At 70.6% G+C, this 12,531-nt stretch carries 12 protein-coding genes; 6 read left to right on the top strand and 6 right to left on the bottom strand.

All coding sequences use genetic code 11. From position 1 onward, the window contains the following. Positions 1–15: 15 nt before the first annotated feature. Positions 16–900 carry a sugar phosphate isomerase/epimerase gene (locus ABZU76_RS00455; protein ID WP_354863629.1) on the bottom strand — a complete coding sequence of 295 codons (885 nt, stop codon included), beginning with the start codon at positions 898–900 and terminating at the stop codon, positions 16–18. A gap of 147 nt (positions 901–1,047) precedes the next feature. On the opposite strand from ABZU76_RS00455, the gene ABZU76_RS00450 reads away from it, so the two are divergent. The 4 genes from ABZU76_RS00450 to ABZU76_RS00435 all read left to right on the top strand — a co-directional run bounded on the left by ABZU76_RS00450 (position 1,048) and on the right by ABZU76_RS00435 (position 5,012). Next, positions 1,048–2,046: a LacI family DNA-binding transcriptional regulator gene (locus ABZU76_RS00450; protein WP_354864707.1), complete on the top strand. Its 999-nt coding sequence runs from the start codon at positions 1,048–1,050 to the stop codon at positions 2,044–2,046. A gap of 51 nt (positions 2,047–2,097) precedes the next feature. Next, positions 2,098–3,099, top strand: coding sequence for a Gfo/Idh/MocA family oxidoreductase (locus ABZU76_RS00445; protein ID WP_354863627.1), 1,002 nt, complete (start codon positions 2,098–2,100; stop codon positions 3,097–3,099). A 46-nt stretch (positions 3,100–3,145) separates the two neighbouring features. Further along, positions 3,146–4,123, top strand: coding sequence for an aldo/keto reductase (locus ABZU76_RS00440; RefSeq protein WP_354863625.1), 978 nt, complete (start codon positions 3,146–3,148; stop codon positions 4,121–4,123). Positions 4,124–4,208: 85 nt separating this feature from the next. Beyond that, positions 4,209–5,012 carry an IclR family transcriptional regulator gene (locus tag ABZU76_RS00435; protein WP_220237741.1) on the top strand — a complete coding sequence of 268 codons (804 nt, stop codon included), beginning with the start codon at positions 4,209–4,211 and terminating at the stop codon, positions 5,010–5,012. 6 nt (positions 5,013–5,018) lie between these two features. Here ABZU76_RS00435 and ABZU76_RS00430 read toward each other — a convergent pair whose 3' ends face one another. The 4 genes from ABZU76_RS00430 to ABZU76_RS00415 all read right to left on the bottom strand — a co-directional run bounded on the left by ABZU76_RS00430 (position 5,019) and on the right by ABZU76_RS00415 (position 9,354). After that, entirely contained in the window at positions 5,019–5,909 is an 891-nt protein-coding gene (locus ABZU76_RS00430) for a hydroxymethylglutaryl-CoA lyase (protein WP_354863623.1), read from the bottom strand. Further along, complete coding sequence (locus ABZU76_RS00425) at positions 5,906–7,129, bottom strand: CoA transferase (protein ID WP_354864705.1); 1,224 nt, start codon at positions 7,127–7,129, stop codon at positions 5,906–5,908. Before ABZU76_RS00425 ends, ABZU76_RS00430 begins: the two co-directional genes overlap by 4 nt. A gap of 20 nt (positions 7,130–7,149) precedes the next feature. Further along, positions 7,150–8,568: an SLC13 family permease gene (locus tag ABZU76_RS00420; RefSeq protein WP_354863621.1), complete on the bottom strand. Its 1,419-nt coding sequence runs from the start codon at positions 8,566–8,568 to the stop codon at positions 7,150–7,152. A gap of 204 nt (positions 8,569–8,772) precedes the next feature. Next, complete coding sequence (locus tag ABZU76_RS00415) at positions 8,773–9,354, bottom strand: TetR/AcrR family transcriptional regulator (protein ID WP_354863619.1); 582 nt, start codon at positions 9,352–9,354, stop codon at positions 8,773–8,775. Between the two features lie 59 nt (positions 9,355–9,413). Here ABZU76_RS00415 and ABZU76_RS00410 point away from each other — a divergent pair, with 59 nt between their 5' ends. Both ABZU76_RS00410 and ABZU76_RS00405 read left to right on the top strand, forming a co-directional pair. Beyond that, positions 9,414–9,953, top strand: coding sequence for an SRPBCC family protein (locus tag ABZU76_RS00410; protein WP_354863617.1), 540 nt, complete (start codon positions 9,414–9,416; stop codon positions 9,951–9,953). Further along, positions 9,950–10,453, top strand: a complete 504-nt coding sequence (locus ABZU76_RS00405) for a GNAT family N-acetyltransferase (RefSeq protein ID WP_354863615.1) — start codon at positions 9,950–9,952, stop codon at positions 10,451–10,453. Before ABZU76_RS00410 ends, ABZU76_RS00405 begins: the two co-directional genes overlap by 4 nt. 78 nt (positions 10,454–10,531) lie before the next feature. Here the strand turns inward: ABZU76_RS00405 and asnB are convergent, their stop codons facing one another. Further along, positions 10,532–12,370 (bottom strand): asparagine synthase (glutamine-hydrolyzing), encoded by a 1,839-nt coding sequence (asnB, locus tag ABZU76_RS00400; RefSeq protein ID WP_354863613.1) that lies wholly within the window; start codon positions 12,368–12,370, stop codon positions 10,532–10,534. Positions 12,371–12,531: the final 161 nt, after the last annotated feature.

The raw sequence follows: 12,531 nt of genomic DNA, 5'->3' as shown, positions 1-12,531 counted from the left end.
TTCCTCGTTGTCTTCTCAGCCGGCCAGGCGGCCGACGATCGCCCCGAGGCAGGCCAGACTCGTCGCCACGTCCCGCTTCGGCAGGTCCACGGGGCTGCGCTCGTCGAGCGCCGTGTCCTGCTCCAGCACGTACCAGCCGTCGTAGCCCGCTTCGTGCACGAAGCGAACCATGGCTTCGATGTCCACGTCACCCTCACCGAGCGGGACGTACAGACCTTTGCCCACGGCCTCGGTGTACCCGACGGTGCCCTTGCGGACGGCTTCGGCCAGCTCACCGCGCACGTCCTTGAGGTGCAGGTGCCCGATCCGGTCCGGGTGCCGCCGCGCCAGCTCGACGGGATCGGTGCCGCCGATCAGCAGGTGACCGGTGTCGAGGCACAGCGGTAGGTCGGAGTCGGTGAGGAACCGTTCGACCTCGGCTCGCGTCTCGGCGTGGGTGCCGACGTGGGGGTGCAGCACGGTCTTGAGGCCGTGGCGGGCCGCGACGTCGCGGATCCGGCCGGCCGTGGTGATCAGGGTGGCCCACTCGGCGTCGGTGAGAGCGGGCCGTTCGTCGTAGCCGTCGAGCCCGGTCGCGGCGGCGAGCACGAGCACCTCGGCCCCGCACGCGGCGAAGAGCGCGGCGGAGTCCTCGGCTTCGGCCAGCGCGGCTTCGGGGTTTTCGTGCAGCACCACGGCGAGGAAACCGCCGATGAGGTTGAGACCGTGACCGCCGAGGAGCTTTTTCAGCTCGGCCGGATCGCGTGGCAGGTACCCGGGCGGGCCGAGCTCGGTGGCGGTGATGCCGAGCTCCGCCATCTCTCCGAGCACGGTCGGCGCGTCGAGGACGCGGCCCCAGCCCGGCACTTCGCACACCCCCCAGGAGATCGGTGCGGCGGCGATGCGGATGTTCGCGGTCATGGCTGCCCACTTCCGTGCGGTGACTGGCGTTGGCCCGTTCAGTGCGCGTTGGAGCGCTCTATTGATTAGAGCGCTCCAAGCTTGTAGCGTCGGCCACACCCGAGTCAAGGGCCGGTTTCCGGCCGGTTCCGGCGGAGAGGCAAGCGAATCGTGAAGCCCACCATGGAGGACGTCGCCGCGCGGGCGGGGGTTTCGCGCGCGCTCGTGTCCCTCGTGATGCGGGGTGCGCCCAATGTTTCGGCGCTGCGTCGCGAAGCTGTGCTGAAGGCGGCCGACGAGCTGGGCTACTCGCCGCACGTGATGGCGCGCTCGCTCGCCAGCCGCACGTCGACCGTGCTCGGCGTGATGGTGAACGATCTGCGCAACGCGTTTTTCGCCGACGTGGTCGAGGGTCTCGACGCGGCGGCGCAGGCGGCCGGGTTCGACCTCATCCTCAACACCGGTGGGCGCGTGCCTTCGCGGGAGAGCGCCGCGTTGCGCAGCCTGTTGTCCTTTCGGCCGGCGGGGTTGATCCTGCTGTCGCCGGTGGTGCCCGCTTCGGCGATCGAGGCCGCGGCCCGCCAATGTCCGGTGGTGCTCGTGTCGCGGACTTCGCGCGCGGCCGGGGTGGACACGGTGAACGACGACGGTGAGGCGGGGTCGGCGCTGGCCGTCGAGCACCTGGTGGGGCTGGGGCACCACCGGATCGCGCACCTCGACGGCGGGGGAGCGGCCGGTGCCGCCGCGCGTCGGCGGGGGTTCCGGCGGGCGATGACGGCGCACGGGCTCGAACCGATCGTGGTGCGCAGCGAGCACACCGACACGGCGGGGGAGAAGGCCGTGCTGGAACTGCTGAGCACGTACGACGGGGCCGACCTGCCCACCGGGTTGGTGGCGGGCAACGACTTCAACGCCGTGGGCGCGATCTCCACGTTGGAGGACAACGGGTTGCGCGTGCCTGATGACGTGTCCGTGGTCGGCTACGACAACACGTCGCTGGCTTCGCTGCGGCACGTCTCACTGACCACTGTGGACCAGCCGCGTACCGAGATGGGCCGGCTGGCCTTCGACGCCCTGCTGGAGCGCGTGCGCGGCGAGCGTACGACGCCGGTCCGGCACCTGTTGCACCCCTCCCTGGTGGTCCGCTCGACCACCGGGCGCCGTTGAGCGTTTCGCCGCACGAGGTTTCCCCGCACGACAACGAGGAGGACTGCCACGATGAGGTTGGGACTTGCGGGCACCGGCCGGATCGGCACCGCCCACGCGGAAACTCTGAAGAGCTTCGCCGAGGTGTCCTCGGTGGTCGTCGCCGACGTCGACCCGGCCCGTGCGCGCTCGGCGGCCGCGAAGCTGGGCGTCGAGGTCGCCGACGGGATCGACGCGTTGTTCGCGGCCGGCCTCGACGCCCTCGTCGTCACCGCGGCAACGGACGCGCACCCGGAACTCATCGTCAAGGCCGTCGACGCCGGCCTGCCGGTGTTCTGCGAGAAGCCGGTGGCCGCGGACATCGCGGGCACGCTCGCGGTGATCGACCGCATCGTCGGCTCCGACGTGCCGGTGCAGATCGGCTTCCAGCGCCGCTTCGACGCCGGTTACCGGGCCGCGCGCGCCGCCGTCGCGAGCGGCGAGCTCGGCTGGCTGCACACGATCCGCGCCACCACCCTCGACCCGGAACCCCCGCCCGCGGAGTACGTCCCCCACTCCGGCGGCCTCTTCCGCGACTGCGGTGTGCACGACTTCGACGTCATCCGCTGGGTCACCGGCCGCGAGGTCACCGAGGTCTACGCCCTGGGCGCCAACCGCGGCGACCAGTTCTTCGCCGCCGCGGGCGACGTCGACACCGCGGCCGCCACCTTGACGCTGGACGACGGCACCCTCGCCACGGTTTCGCTCACCCGCTACAACGGCGCGGGCTACGACGTCCGCTTCGAGGCCCTCGGCTCCCTCGGCAACACCATCGTGGGCCTCGACGACCGCGCCCCGCTGCACTCCGCCGAGCCCGGCTTCGCCCCGCTGCCCGGGCCCGCGTACCCGGGCTTCATGGAACGGTTCCGCCCCGCGTACGCGGCCGAGCTGAAGACGTTCCTCTCCGTCGCCGCCCGCCACCTCCCCAGCCCGGCGACGGCGGCGGATGCGTTGGAGGCGTTCTACATCGCCGAGGCGTGTGAGCTTTCCCGCCACGAGCGCCGATCGGTGTCCGTGGCCGACGTCCGTCGCTAGGCTGCGCCGGCGAGGGTTTTCGGCGACACGACAGGAGTGGCCTTCGATGGAGTACGTCCGGTTGGGATCGAGTGGCCTGCAGGTCTCGCGGGTGATCCTCGGGTGCATGAGTTACGGCGACCCGGGCCGGGGAGGCCACGAGTGGTCGCTGGGGCTCGACGAGTCGCGGCCGTTCTTCCGGGAGGCGGTGGAGGCCGGGATCACCACGTTCGACACCGCCAACACCTACTCCGACGGCTCGAGCGAGGAGATCACCGGCAAGCTGCTCGGGGAGCTCGCCCGGCGCGAAGAGGTCGTGATCGCCACCAAGGTCTACAACCGGATGGGCCCGGGCGCATGCGGCGCCGGCCTGTCGCGCGGCGCCATCATGACGCAGATCGACGCCAGCCTGCGCCGCCTCGGCACGGATTACGTGGACCTGTACCAGATTCACCGCTACGACGTGAACACCCCGATCGAGGAGACGATGGAGGCGCTGCACGACCTCGTGCGCGCCGGCAAGGTGCGGTACCTCGGCGCGTCGTCGATGTGGGCGTGGCAGTTCGCGCAGGCGCAGTACGTCGCCGACCTCGGGGGCTGGACGCGGTTCGTGTCCATGCAGGACCAGTACAACCTCATCCAGCGCGAGGAGGAGCGGGAGATGCACCCGTTCTGCCTCGACCAGGGCGTCGGCGTGCTGCCGTGGAGCCCGCTCGCGCGCGGCAAGCTCACGCGCGACTGGGACGAGTCGACGAAGCGCAGCGAAAGCGACCGGTTCGCCCAGAAGCTCTACTCGCAGGCCGAGGAAGCCGACCGTCTGGTGTCGCGGGCGGTGGCGGAGATCGCCGCGGAGCGCGGGGTGTCGCGGGCGCAGGTCGCGCTGGCGTGGATGCTGCACAAGCCCGCCGTGACGGCCCCGATCTTCGGCGCCACCAAGCCGGGCCACGTCGCGGACGCGGTCGCCGCCGTGGACCTCGAGCTGAGTGACAAGGACCTGGAGCGGCTCGAGGAGAACTACGCGCCGCACCTGCCCGCAGGCTTCTGACCTCATCCCCTCGAACGGCCCCCTGAAACGGCCCCTGAAACCGGCGCGGTGGGACGGCACCCCTGCCGTGTCGTATGTTCGAACCATGCCTGGTCGTGACGAGAACGAGGCCGGCCTCGCCGGTGGCGCGGGCGGCCATACACCGCTGCTCGTGCTCGGGAAGATCACCGAGATCCTCAACGCGTTCACCCTGCGGGAGCCGTCGCTGACGTTGCGGGACATCCAGCAGGCCACCGGGATCCCGTCCTCGACGGTCCAGCGGCTGGTGACGAACCTCGTCGCCCACGGGTTCCTCGACCGGGTCGACGACCGGTTCCGGATCGGCGTGAAGATGGCGTACTGGGCGGCCGCCGCCGCGCGGGAGGTCGACGTGCTCGCGGTGGTCAACCCGGTGCTGAAGGACCTGCGTGACGTCACCGGCGAGACCGCGTGTTTCTTCCGGGTGGAGGGAGAGCACCGGGTGTGCATCGCCGTCGCCGAGACCCGCCACGGGCTGCGCCGGGAGATGTCGGTCGGCCGGATCGCGCCCGTCTCGGTCGGTGCGTCGGGGCGCGTCCTGCTGGCGTGGAACCCGGACCTGACCGAGCAGGTGCTGGGCCACGAGCTGCCTCAGCTGACCGCCGGCACGGTCACCGACCGCGACGAGCTGCGCAAGCTCATCAAGCAGACCGCGGCCGACCGGTACGCGATCACGGTGGGGGAGCGGGTCGACAGCGCGTCGGGTGTCGCGGCGCCCGTGTTCGACTCCGCCGCCGACCTGGTCGGCGCGGTCGTCGTGCAGGGCCCGACGCTGCGGATGCCGTACGAGAAGTGCGTCGAGTGGGTCGACCTCGTCGTCGAGCACGCCGAGCGCATCACCCGTGCGCTCGGCGGCCGCATGCCGGACTGACGCCGGTCAGAGTGCCCACGGGAAGGCCATGGCACTGGTGCGCGCGCCCTGGCCGGCCCGCGACCGGTTCGGTTCGCCCAGCTCGTCGAGCAGGTCCCCGGCGAGGCGCACGAGGCGAGCGAACACGCACGGCGTGAGCCATTCGGGACGCAGCGCGAACAACAGGTCCTCGGTCGAGGCGTTGCCACTGGCGCCTGGCGCGAACGGGCAGCCGCCGAGGCCGCCGAGCGCGCCGTCGACCTCGTCGGCGCCGGCGGCCAGCGCCGCGAGCGAGTTCGCGACGCCGAGCCCCCAGGTGTCGTGGCCGTGGTACACGACGCGCCGGCCCCGCCGCGCGACTTCGCGGACCAGGCTCGTGACCTGCGCGGGCACGGCTTGCCCCAGCGTGTCGCACACGACGACGTCCACAGCGCCGGCTGTCCGCGGATCGTCGGCGATCGCGAGCACCCGCTCCGGGTGCACCTCGCCGCGGAACGGACACGTGAACGACGTGGCGATGCACAGCTGCACCCGCCCGCCGCCCGCGTTCGCCACCGCCGCCGGCATGGCCGCCAGACTGTCCTCGGTGGACCGGCCGAGGTTGGCCCGGTTGTGCGCGTCCGAAGCGGAAAGGCAGTACTGGAAGTTGACCGCGCCGGCGGCCGCTGCCTTCTCGACGTGCCGCGGCGTGGCGACCCACACCCAGCAACGCGCGAGCTCCGCCGGAGTCAGCGCGGCCAGCACCTCGGGGGTGTCGGCCAGCGACGGCACGAGGTCGGGACGGGCCATCGAGCCCACCTCGACGGCGGGTACACCCAGCGCGAGCAGTTCGCGCACAAGGGCGATCTTGTGGTCGGTCGGGAGCGGCTTGCCCGTCAGCTGCAACCCGTCCCGCAGTGTCACGTCCCGGAGCGTCATGCCCGTCCTCCCGCGATGGCTTCGATCTCGTCGTCGCCCCGGCCGAGCACGTCGCGCAGCACCTCACGGGTGTGCGCGCCGAGATCCGGGCCCACCGAGCGAACCGGCAGCGACCGTGTGCCCAGCACGGGCACGATCCCGGGGAACCCGACGTCGGCCGGTTCGTCGCCGCCGACGTCGACCGGCAACGTCTGGATCATGGCGCGGGCGCGGTACTGCTCGTCGGCGCAGATGTCGGCGGCGGTGTAGATGGGACCCGCCGGGACAGCGGCGTCGTCGAGGGCCGTGAGCACCTCCTCGCGGTTGCGTTCGGCGGTCCACTCCGAGATGGCGCGGTCCAGCTCGTCTCGCCGTGCCCACCGGCCGGCGTTGGTCGCGAGCCCCGGGTCGTCGGCGAGGTCGGGCCGGTCGATGGCCCGCATGTAGCGGCCGAAGATCGAGTCGCCGTTGCCGGCGATCACCACGCTCGTGCCGTCGGCGCACCGGTAGGCGTTGCTGGGCGCGATGCCCTCCATCCGGCCACCGACCCGCTGCCGCTCCACGCCGTGGGCGAGGTGGTCGGGCACGAGCGACTCCATCATGGAGAACACCGCTTCGTGCAGCGCGACATCGACCACCCGGTCCCGTAGCGGGCCGCGCTTCCCCTTGCCCCGCACCGAGATCTCGCGCAACGCGACCAGCACACCGAACGCCGCGTACAGCCCGGCGATCGAGTCGCCGATCGACACCCCGACCCGTGACGGCGGCCGGTCTGCCTCTCCGACGAGCTCCCGCAACCCGCCGAAGGCCTCGGCCACCGCGGCGAATCCCGGCCGCTGCGCGAGCGGTCCGGTCTGCCCGAACGCGGAGATGCGCGCGAGCACGACGTCGGGGTTCGCCTCCTCGAGCCGGTCGGGGCCGAGGCCCCACGCTTCGAGCGTGCCCGGCCGGAAGTTCTCGATCACCACGTCGCAGTGCCCGACGAGGTCGAGCACTGCGGCGCGACCGTCCGGGGTCTTCAGGTCGAGCACCACGGACTTCTTGTTGCGGTTGATCGTGCGGAACAGCATCGAGGTGTCGCCCGCGTGCAGCCGCCAGTTCCGCAGTTCGTCGCCGCGGCCGGGCCGCTCGACCTTGATCACCTCGGCGCCGAAGTCCGCGAGCAGCCGTCCGGCGGTCGGTCCGGCGATGTAGTTGCCGAGTTCGAGCACTCGCACGCCCGAAAGCGGCAGCTGGGTCATCGGGTCCTCTCTCGTATTGGTCACAGCACCAGGCTCAGGGCGAGGATCGGGCCCAACGCGGTGACCGACGCGATCGAGACGCCCACCGAGCAGGTCTTCAGCGTGCCCCGCGTCGTCTGGCCCATCAGTGCTTGCAGCAGCCAGAACGTGTTGCTGGTCAGGTGCACGAGGAAGAGCGAGCCCGCGCCCGCGGCGAGTGCGATGAGTACCGGGTTGATCCCGAGCGCCGGTGCCACCGGGGCGAGCAGGCCCGCGGCGGTGATCGCGGAGATCGTCACCGAGCCGACCGCGATGTGCAGCACCGCGGCGATCACCCAGACCACGAGCAGCGGCGCCCACGCGCCGGCCGAGAGGTACTTGCCGAGGATGTCACCGAGGCCGACGGCCTTGATGACGGCCGCGAGCGAGCCACCGACACCGCTCAGCAGCAGGATCTGCCCGCTCTGGCGCAGCCCGGCCGCGAGCGCCTTCTCCACCCGGGGCTGGCCGGCGTACCAGCGGCCGACGAGGCACGTCCCGACGAGCCCGATCAGCAGGGCCACCATCGGCGTGGACAGCAGCGCGACGACCGGGTTCGACCAGTGCGCCATCTCGGCGATGGCTCCGGTGGCGACCAGCAGCAACGCGACGACGAGCGGGGCCAGGAGCACGAACAGCCGGGGCTCGGCCCGCTGCCGCGTCTCGACGAGAGTGGCTGTGGCGCCGCCACCCGCGACGGGCTCGGCGCCCGTCGGAGCCCGGTCATCGTCATCGTCATCGGCGGGTTCGGTCTTCGGGGTTTCCGAGGCGGCGACGTCCTGCTCGTCCATGGCCGGCTTCCACCAGCCGCGCGTGAGCAGGAAAGTGGACACGAAGATCGCGATGACGACCGTCGGGATGACCACGATCAGGCCGTACAGCAAGTAGGTGCCCAGGGGCACGTGCAGCAGCCCGGCGAGCGCGAGCGCGCCGACGCCCGGAACGGTGAAGATGATGCCGCACTCCAGCCCGATCGCCAGTGCGGTGGCCATCCGCGCGGTGCCGAACTTGCCCAGCCGGGGCGCGATGCCCTTGGCCAGCGGCGCGGCGATCACCAGCAGCACGTCCAGGTAGATCGACTGCAGGAAAGTGGAGATCGTCAGCGCCAGCGCGTACGGGATCCGTTTCGGCCCGACCGCGTGCATCAGGCGGTCCACCAGCCGCTCGATCGCTCTGAGATCGCGCAGGATCGCGCCCATGAGCACGCCGAAGGCGATGAGCAGGCCGATCTCGGCCATGATGTCGCCGAAGCCCGAGCTGATGGCGTCGACGGTCTTCCCGACGCCCAGCCCGGTGGCGAGCCCCAGATAGCAGCAGCCGATCACCAGTGCGATCAGCGGGTTCAGCTTGAACCTGACGATCAGCACGGCGATCGCGATGATCGCGACCGCCGTGTTGATCAAGATTGCCGTGTCCGACATAAGAGTTTTGTCCGTCCGCTCGTGCGACGTTGCACACTGTCCGCCCGGCTCCCCGGGTAAGTTGGCCCGAATTATGGGCACACGTTCACAATGTGGGTCAAGACGATGAGGGCAAAACGTCGTTACGGCTCAAATAGGGGATAAATCTTCCTCAACCGGACGCGGCTGAGGTTCGGTGCATTGGGTGCCTGCGAGCGAGTGCGGTCAGGGACGGAGCAGCTTGCGGGCCGAGTGGGCCACCAGGTCGGCGGCCTTCGGCGGTGGCGTCCGGCCGCCGGTGAGGTAGCGGTGGACCACGGCGCGTGGAACCTCGACGAGCGCCAGCACCACGTCTTCCGCGGTGCAGCCGACGGAGGACGGCAGCGTCGCCGTGGCGTGTTTGATCGCGGCTTTCAGTTCGTTCTCGGCGCGCGCGAGGTCGGCGGTCGCGGACGGAGACCAATCGGCCGGGGAGAACGCCTGCTTCCCCGCGTCCAGCACGTGCGCGCCGGCCGGGTGGCGGCGGCACCAGTGGACGACGCCGGCGGCGGCGGCGATGGCGTCGTCCACTGAGGGGGCCGGACCCAGCAGGGCAATGAAGTCGTCCTGGAAGTCGCGCAGCGTCGTGATCCACAGGGCGGCCAGGAGTTCCGGGCGGTCGGCGAAGCGGTGGTAGATCGAGCCGTTGGGGGCGCCCGTGGCTTTCGCTGTGGCGGCCATCGTCACGGCGCGCGCGCCGCCCCCGGCGAACAGTGCGGTGGCCGCGTCGAGGAACTGCGCGGTCGTGTAAGCCGGAGGCCTGCCCATGTTGTGGAGACTATGCTCTAATACGTTATGGAGGAAAGTCTCTAGAACGGAGCTGTCCCATGGCTGTGCTCAACGTTCACGCTCGCGAGTTCCCCGTGTCCGCCGCCGACGCGGGTGCCCTGCTCGACACGCTCGGCGCGCCCGGCGATCGGCTGTGGCCGGGCGAGCTGTGGCCGCCGATGCGGTTCGCCGGCCCGGTCGCGCCCGGTGTCCCGGGTGGCCACGGGCCAGTGCGCTACTTCGTGGAAAGCTTCCACGAAGGACGGTCATTCCGTTGCCGATTCACTTCGCCGCAAGGGATCGACGGTTTCCACGAGTTCCTCGTGCAGGACACTTCGGACGGTTGTGAGCTGCGGCACGTGCTCGCGGCGCACCTGCGCGGCGCCGCCCGGATCACCTGGCCGCTGTTCTGGCGGCCGCTGCACGACGCGCTGATCGAGGACTGCCTCGACCAGGCGGAACGGGTGCTGACCGGCGGTGTCGTGGCGCCGGCGCGGTGGTCCCCGTACGTCCGGTTGCTCCGCGAAGCCGGGAAGACGTTGGTAAGCCGTATTACCGGGTCGCGCGACCAAGATCCTCGTGCCAAGCTCCGTGCGTGACCGGAGCCTTCGATTCCGAGATCGTGCTGACCCCCCTCGACGAGCCGGCCTTGCACCGGCTGCTCGAGGCCGCGGTCGCCGACGCCGACCCCCTCGAGGTGATGCCTCCGGTGGAGGGCCCGCCGGGCTGGACGCCCGAGCGGCGCCAGGCGTTTCTCACGTTCCACCGGCGGCGCTGCCTCGACCCGGACACCGCGATCGAAACCACGTGGCTCGTTGAGGTCGGCGGCCGTGCGGCCGGGGCGGCGCGCCTGCAGCCCGTGCACGGGCCCTCGTCCGTCGTGGTGGAGGCCGGTGTGTGGCTGGGCCGCTCGGTGCGCGGGCGCGGCATCGGCAAGCGCGTGACGGAAGTGCTGCTCGAAGCCGCGCGCGACGGTGGCGCGGCGAGGTTCATCGCCTCGACCACCGTGGACAACGCCGCCGCCCGCCGCCTGCTCACCGGCACCGGCGCGGACCTCGACGTGCACGGCGCCGACGTGGACGCCAGCCTCGAACTCTGACCCGCCGACCCGAGAAGACGAGCCGTGGCCCGCCTCCCGGACGCGGGGGAGGCGGGCCACGGCGTCAAGCAAGGGAACTCAATCCAGCTGCAGCTCGGGCGAGTACATGTCGAACCAGTGGTAGAGGTCCAGCGCGCGGTCCATCCCCACCCGTTGCGTCGGCGCAATCGTCACCGGGTCCACTTCGGACACCTTCGTGAGCCACTCGCGGCTCACGAGCTGGAACACCGGGTTGTCGCGCTCCGCCAGCACTTCCTTCACCTGCTGCTGCAACGCGGCCGGGTACCCGGGGTCCTGAGTGGACGGGTACGGGCTCTTCACGCGGTCACGCACCGAGTCCGGCAGCACGTGCTTGGTCGCGTGCCGCAGGAGGCTCTTCTCGCGGCCGTCGAACGTCTTGAGCGACCACGGCGTGTTGTACACGTACTCCACGAGCCGGTGGTCGCAGAACGGCACGCGCACCTCCAGGCCCACGGCCATCGACGCGCGGTCCTTGCGGTCGAGCAGCATCCGCACGAACCGGCTCAGGTGGAGGTTGCAGATGGTGCGCATGCGCGCGTCCTGCTCCGACTCGCCGTCGAGGTGCTCGACCTTGTCCACGGCGGTGCGGTACTGGTCGGCCACGTAGTCGCCGAGGCTCAGGTGCGTGGCGACTTCGGGGCGCAGCAACGCTTCCCGCTCCGTCATCAGGCCCGAGCGGAAGGCCAGCCACGGGAACGTGTCGGCGTGCACCGACTCGTCGTGGAACCAGCGGTACCCGCCGAACACCTCGTCGGCCGACTCGCCCGACAGGGCCACGGTGGACTCGCCGCGGATCGCCTTGAACAGCAGGTACAGCGACGTGTCCATGTCGCCGAGGCCGGCGGGGATGTCGCGCGCCCGCAGCACGGTGCGGCGCACCTCCGGGTCGGACAGCTCACCCGGGTTGAGCACCACGTCCTGGTGCGCCGAGCCGACGAGCTTCGCGACGTCGCGGATGAACGGCGAGTCCGGGGTGTCGCGCATCTCGTCCGGCTGGAAGTTCTCCTCCTGGCCCGTGAAGTCGACCGAGAACGTGCGCAGCTGCTCACCCTGCTCGGCCAGCCGCGCTGCCGCGAGACCCGTGACGGCGCTGGAGTCGAGCCCGCCCGAGAGCAGCACGCAACGCGGCACGTCGGCCACGAGCTGGCGGTTGACGATGTCGGTCATCAGCTCGCGCACGCGCGCGACGGTGGTCTCCTGGTCGTCCGTGTGCTGCTTCGCGTCGAGCTTCCAGTACGTGCGGGAGCGGATGCCTTCCTTCGACACCGTGACGACGGTGCCCGGCTCGACCTCGGCCATGCCTTTCCACAGCGACCAGCCGGGGCGCTTGGTGAACGCCAACAGCTCGCGCAGGCCGTCGCTGTCCACTTCGCGCTTCGCCAGCGGGTTGGCCAGGATCGCCTTGGGTTCCGAGCCGAACAGCACGCCGTCGCGCGTCGGGTAGTAGTAGAACGGCTTGATCCCCATCCGGTCGCGGATCATCACGAGCTTCTGGTCGCGCTCGTCCCAGATCGCGAACGCGTACATGCCGTTCAGGTGGTCGACGACCGCGTCGCCCCACTGCAGGTACCCGTGGAGCACGACCTCGGTGTCACTGTCGGTCTCCCACGTGTGCCCGAGCTTCGTGAGTTCTTCACGAAGTTCGGTGAAGTTGTAGGCCTCGCCGCTGTAGACCATGGAGATCTCGCCGTTGGGCGTGCGCACACTCATGGGCTGGCGGCCGCCCGGCAGGTCGATGATCGCGAGCCTGCGGTGCCCGAGCGCGACGTTGCGGCGCACCCACGTGCCGCGGTCGTCCGGGCCGCGGCACGCCATCGTCTCCGTCATCGCGTCGACGATCTCCTGCCGTTGTGACAGGTCAGAGTCGTAGGAAACCCAGCCGGCGATTCCGCACATCCGCGTGCCTCCGTGATTTTGCTTAGGTAATACAACTATTCGAAACACTGGTGTAACACAGACCCGCGGGCCATGTCTGCCCGAATTGCACGCTCCGTCGTAGATCCACTACGTCTTGTGATGCCAGTCACTAACCAACTACGTCGAGTTACCACCCAAGA

Origin of the sequence: Amycolatopsis sp. NPDC005232, assembly GCF_040607795.1 — a bacterium.
Classification (GTDB): Bacteria; Actinomycetota; Actinomycetes; order Mycobacteriales; family Pseudonocardiaceae; genus Amycolatopsis.
This window is presented reverse-complemented; position numbering and strand designations above follow the sequence as displayed.

Bases quoted from the DNA above. Each gene is read 5' to 3' on its own strand.
- ABZU76_RS00455 (WP_354863629.1), bottom strand. From the start codon at position 900: ATGACCGCGAACATCCGCATCGCCGCCGCACCGATCTCCTGGGGGGTG.
- ABZU76_RS00445 (WP_354863627.1), top strand. From the start codon at position 2,098: ATGAGGTTGGGACTTGCGGGCACCGGCCGGATCGGCACCGCCCACGCG.
- ABZU76_RS00440 (WP_354863625.1), top strand. From the start codon at position 3,146: ATGGAGTACGTCCGGTTGGGATCGAGTGGCCTGCAGGTCTCGCGGGTG.
- ABZU76_RS00435 (WP_220237741.1), top strand. From the start codon at position 4,209: ATGCCTGGTCGTGACGAGAACGAGGCCGGCCTCGCCGGTGGCGCGGGC.
- ABZU76_RS00430 (WP_354863623.1), bottom strand. From the start codon at position 5,909: ATGACGCTCCGGGACGTGACACTGCGGGACGGGTTGCAGCTGACGGGC.
- ABZU76_RS00425 (WP_354864705.1), bottom strand. From the start codon at position 7,129: ATGACCCAGCTGCCGCTTTCGGGCGTGCGAGTGCTCGAACTCGGCAAC.
- ABZU76_RS00420 (WP_354863621.1), bottom strand. From the start codon at position 8,568: ATGTCGGACACGGCAATCTTGATCAACACGGCGGTCGCGATCATCGCG.
- ABZU76_RS00415 (WP_354863619.1), bottom strand. From the start codon at position 9,354: ATGGGCAGGCCTCCGGCTTACACGACCGCGCAGTTCCTCGACGCGGCC.
- ABZU76_RS00410 (WP_354863617.1), top strand. From the start codon at position 9,414: ATGGCTGTGCTCAACGTTCACGCTCGCGAGTTCCCCGTGTCCGCCGCC.
- asnB (WP_354863613.1), bottom strand. From the start codon at position 12,370: ATGTGCGGAATCGCCGGCTGGGTTTCCTACGACTCTGACCTGTCACAA.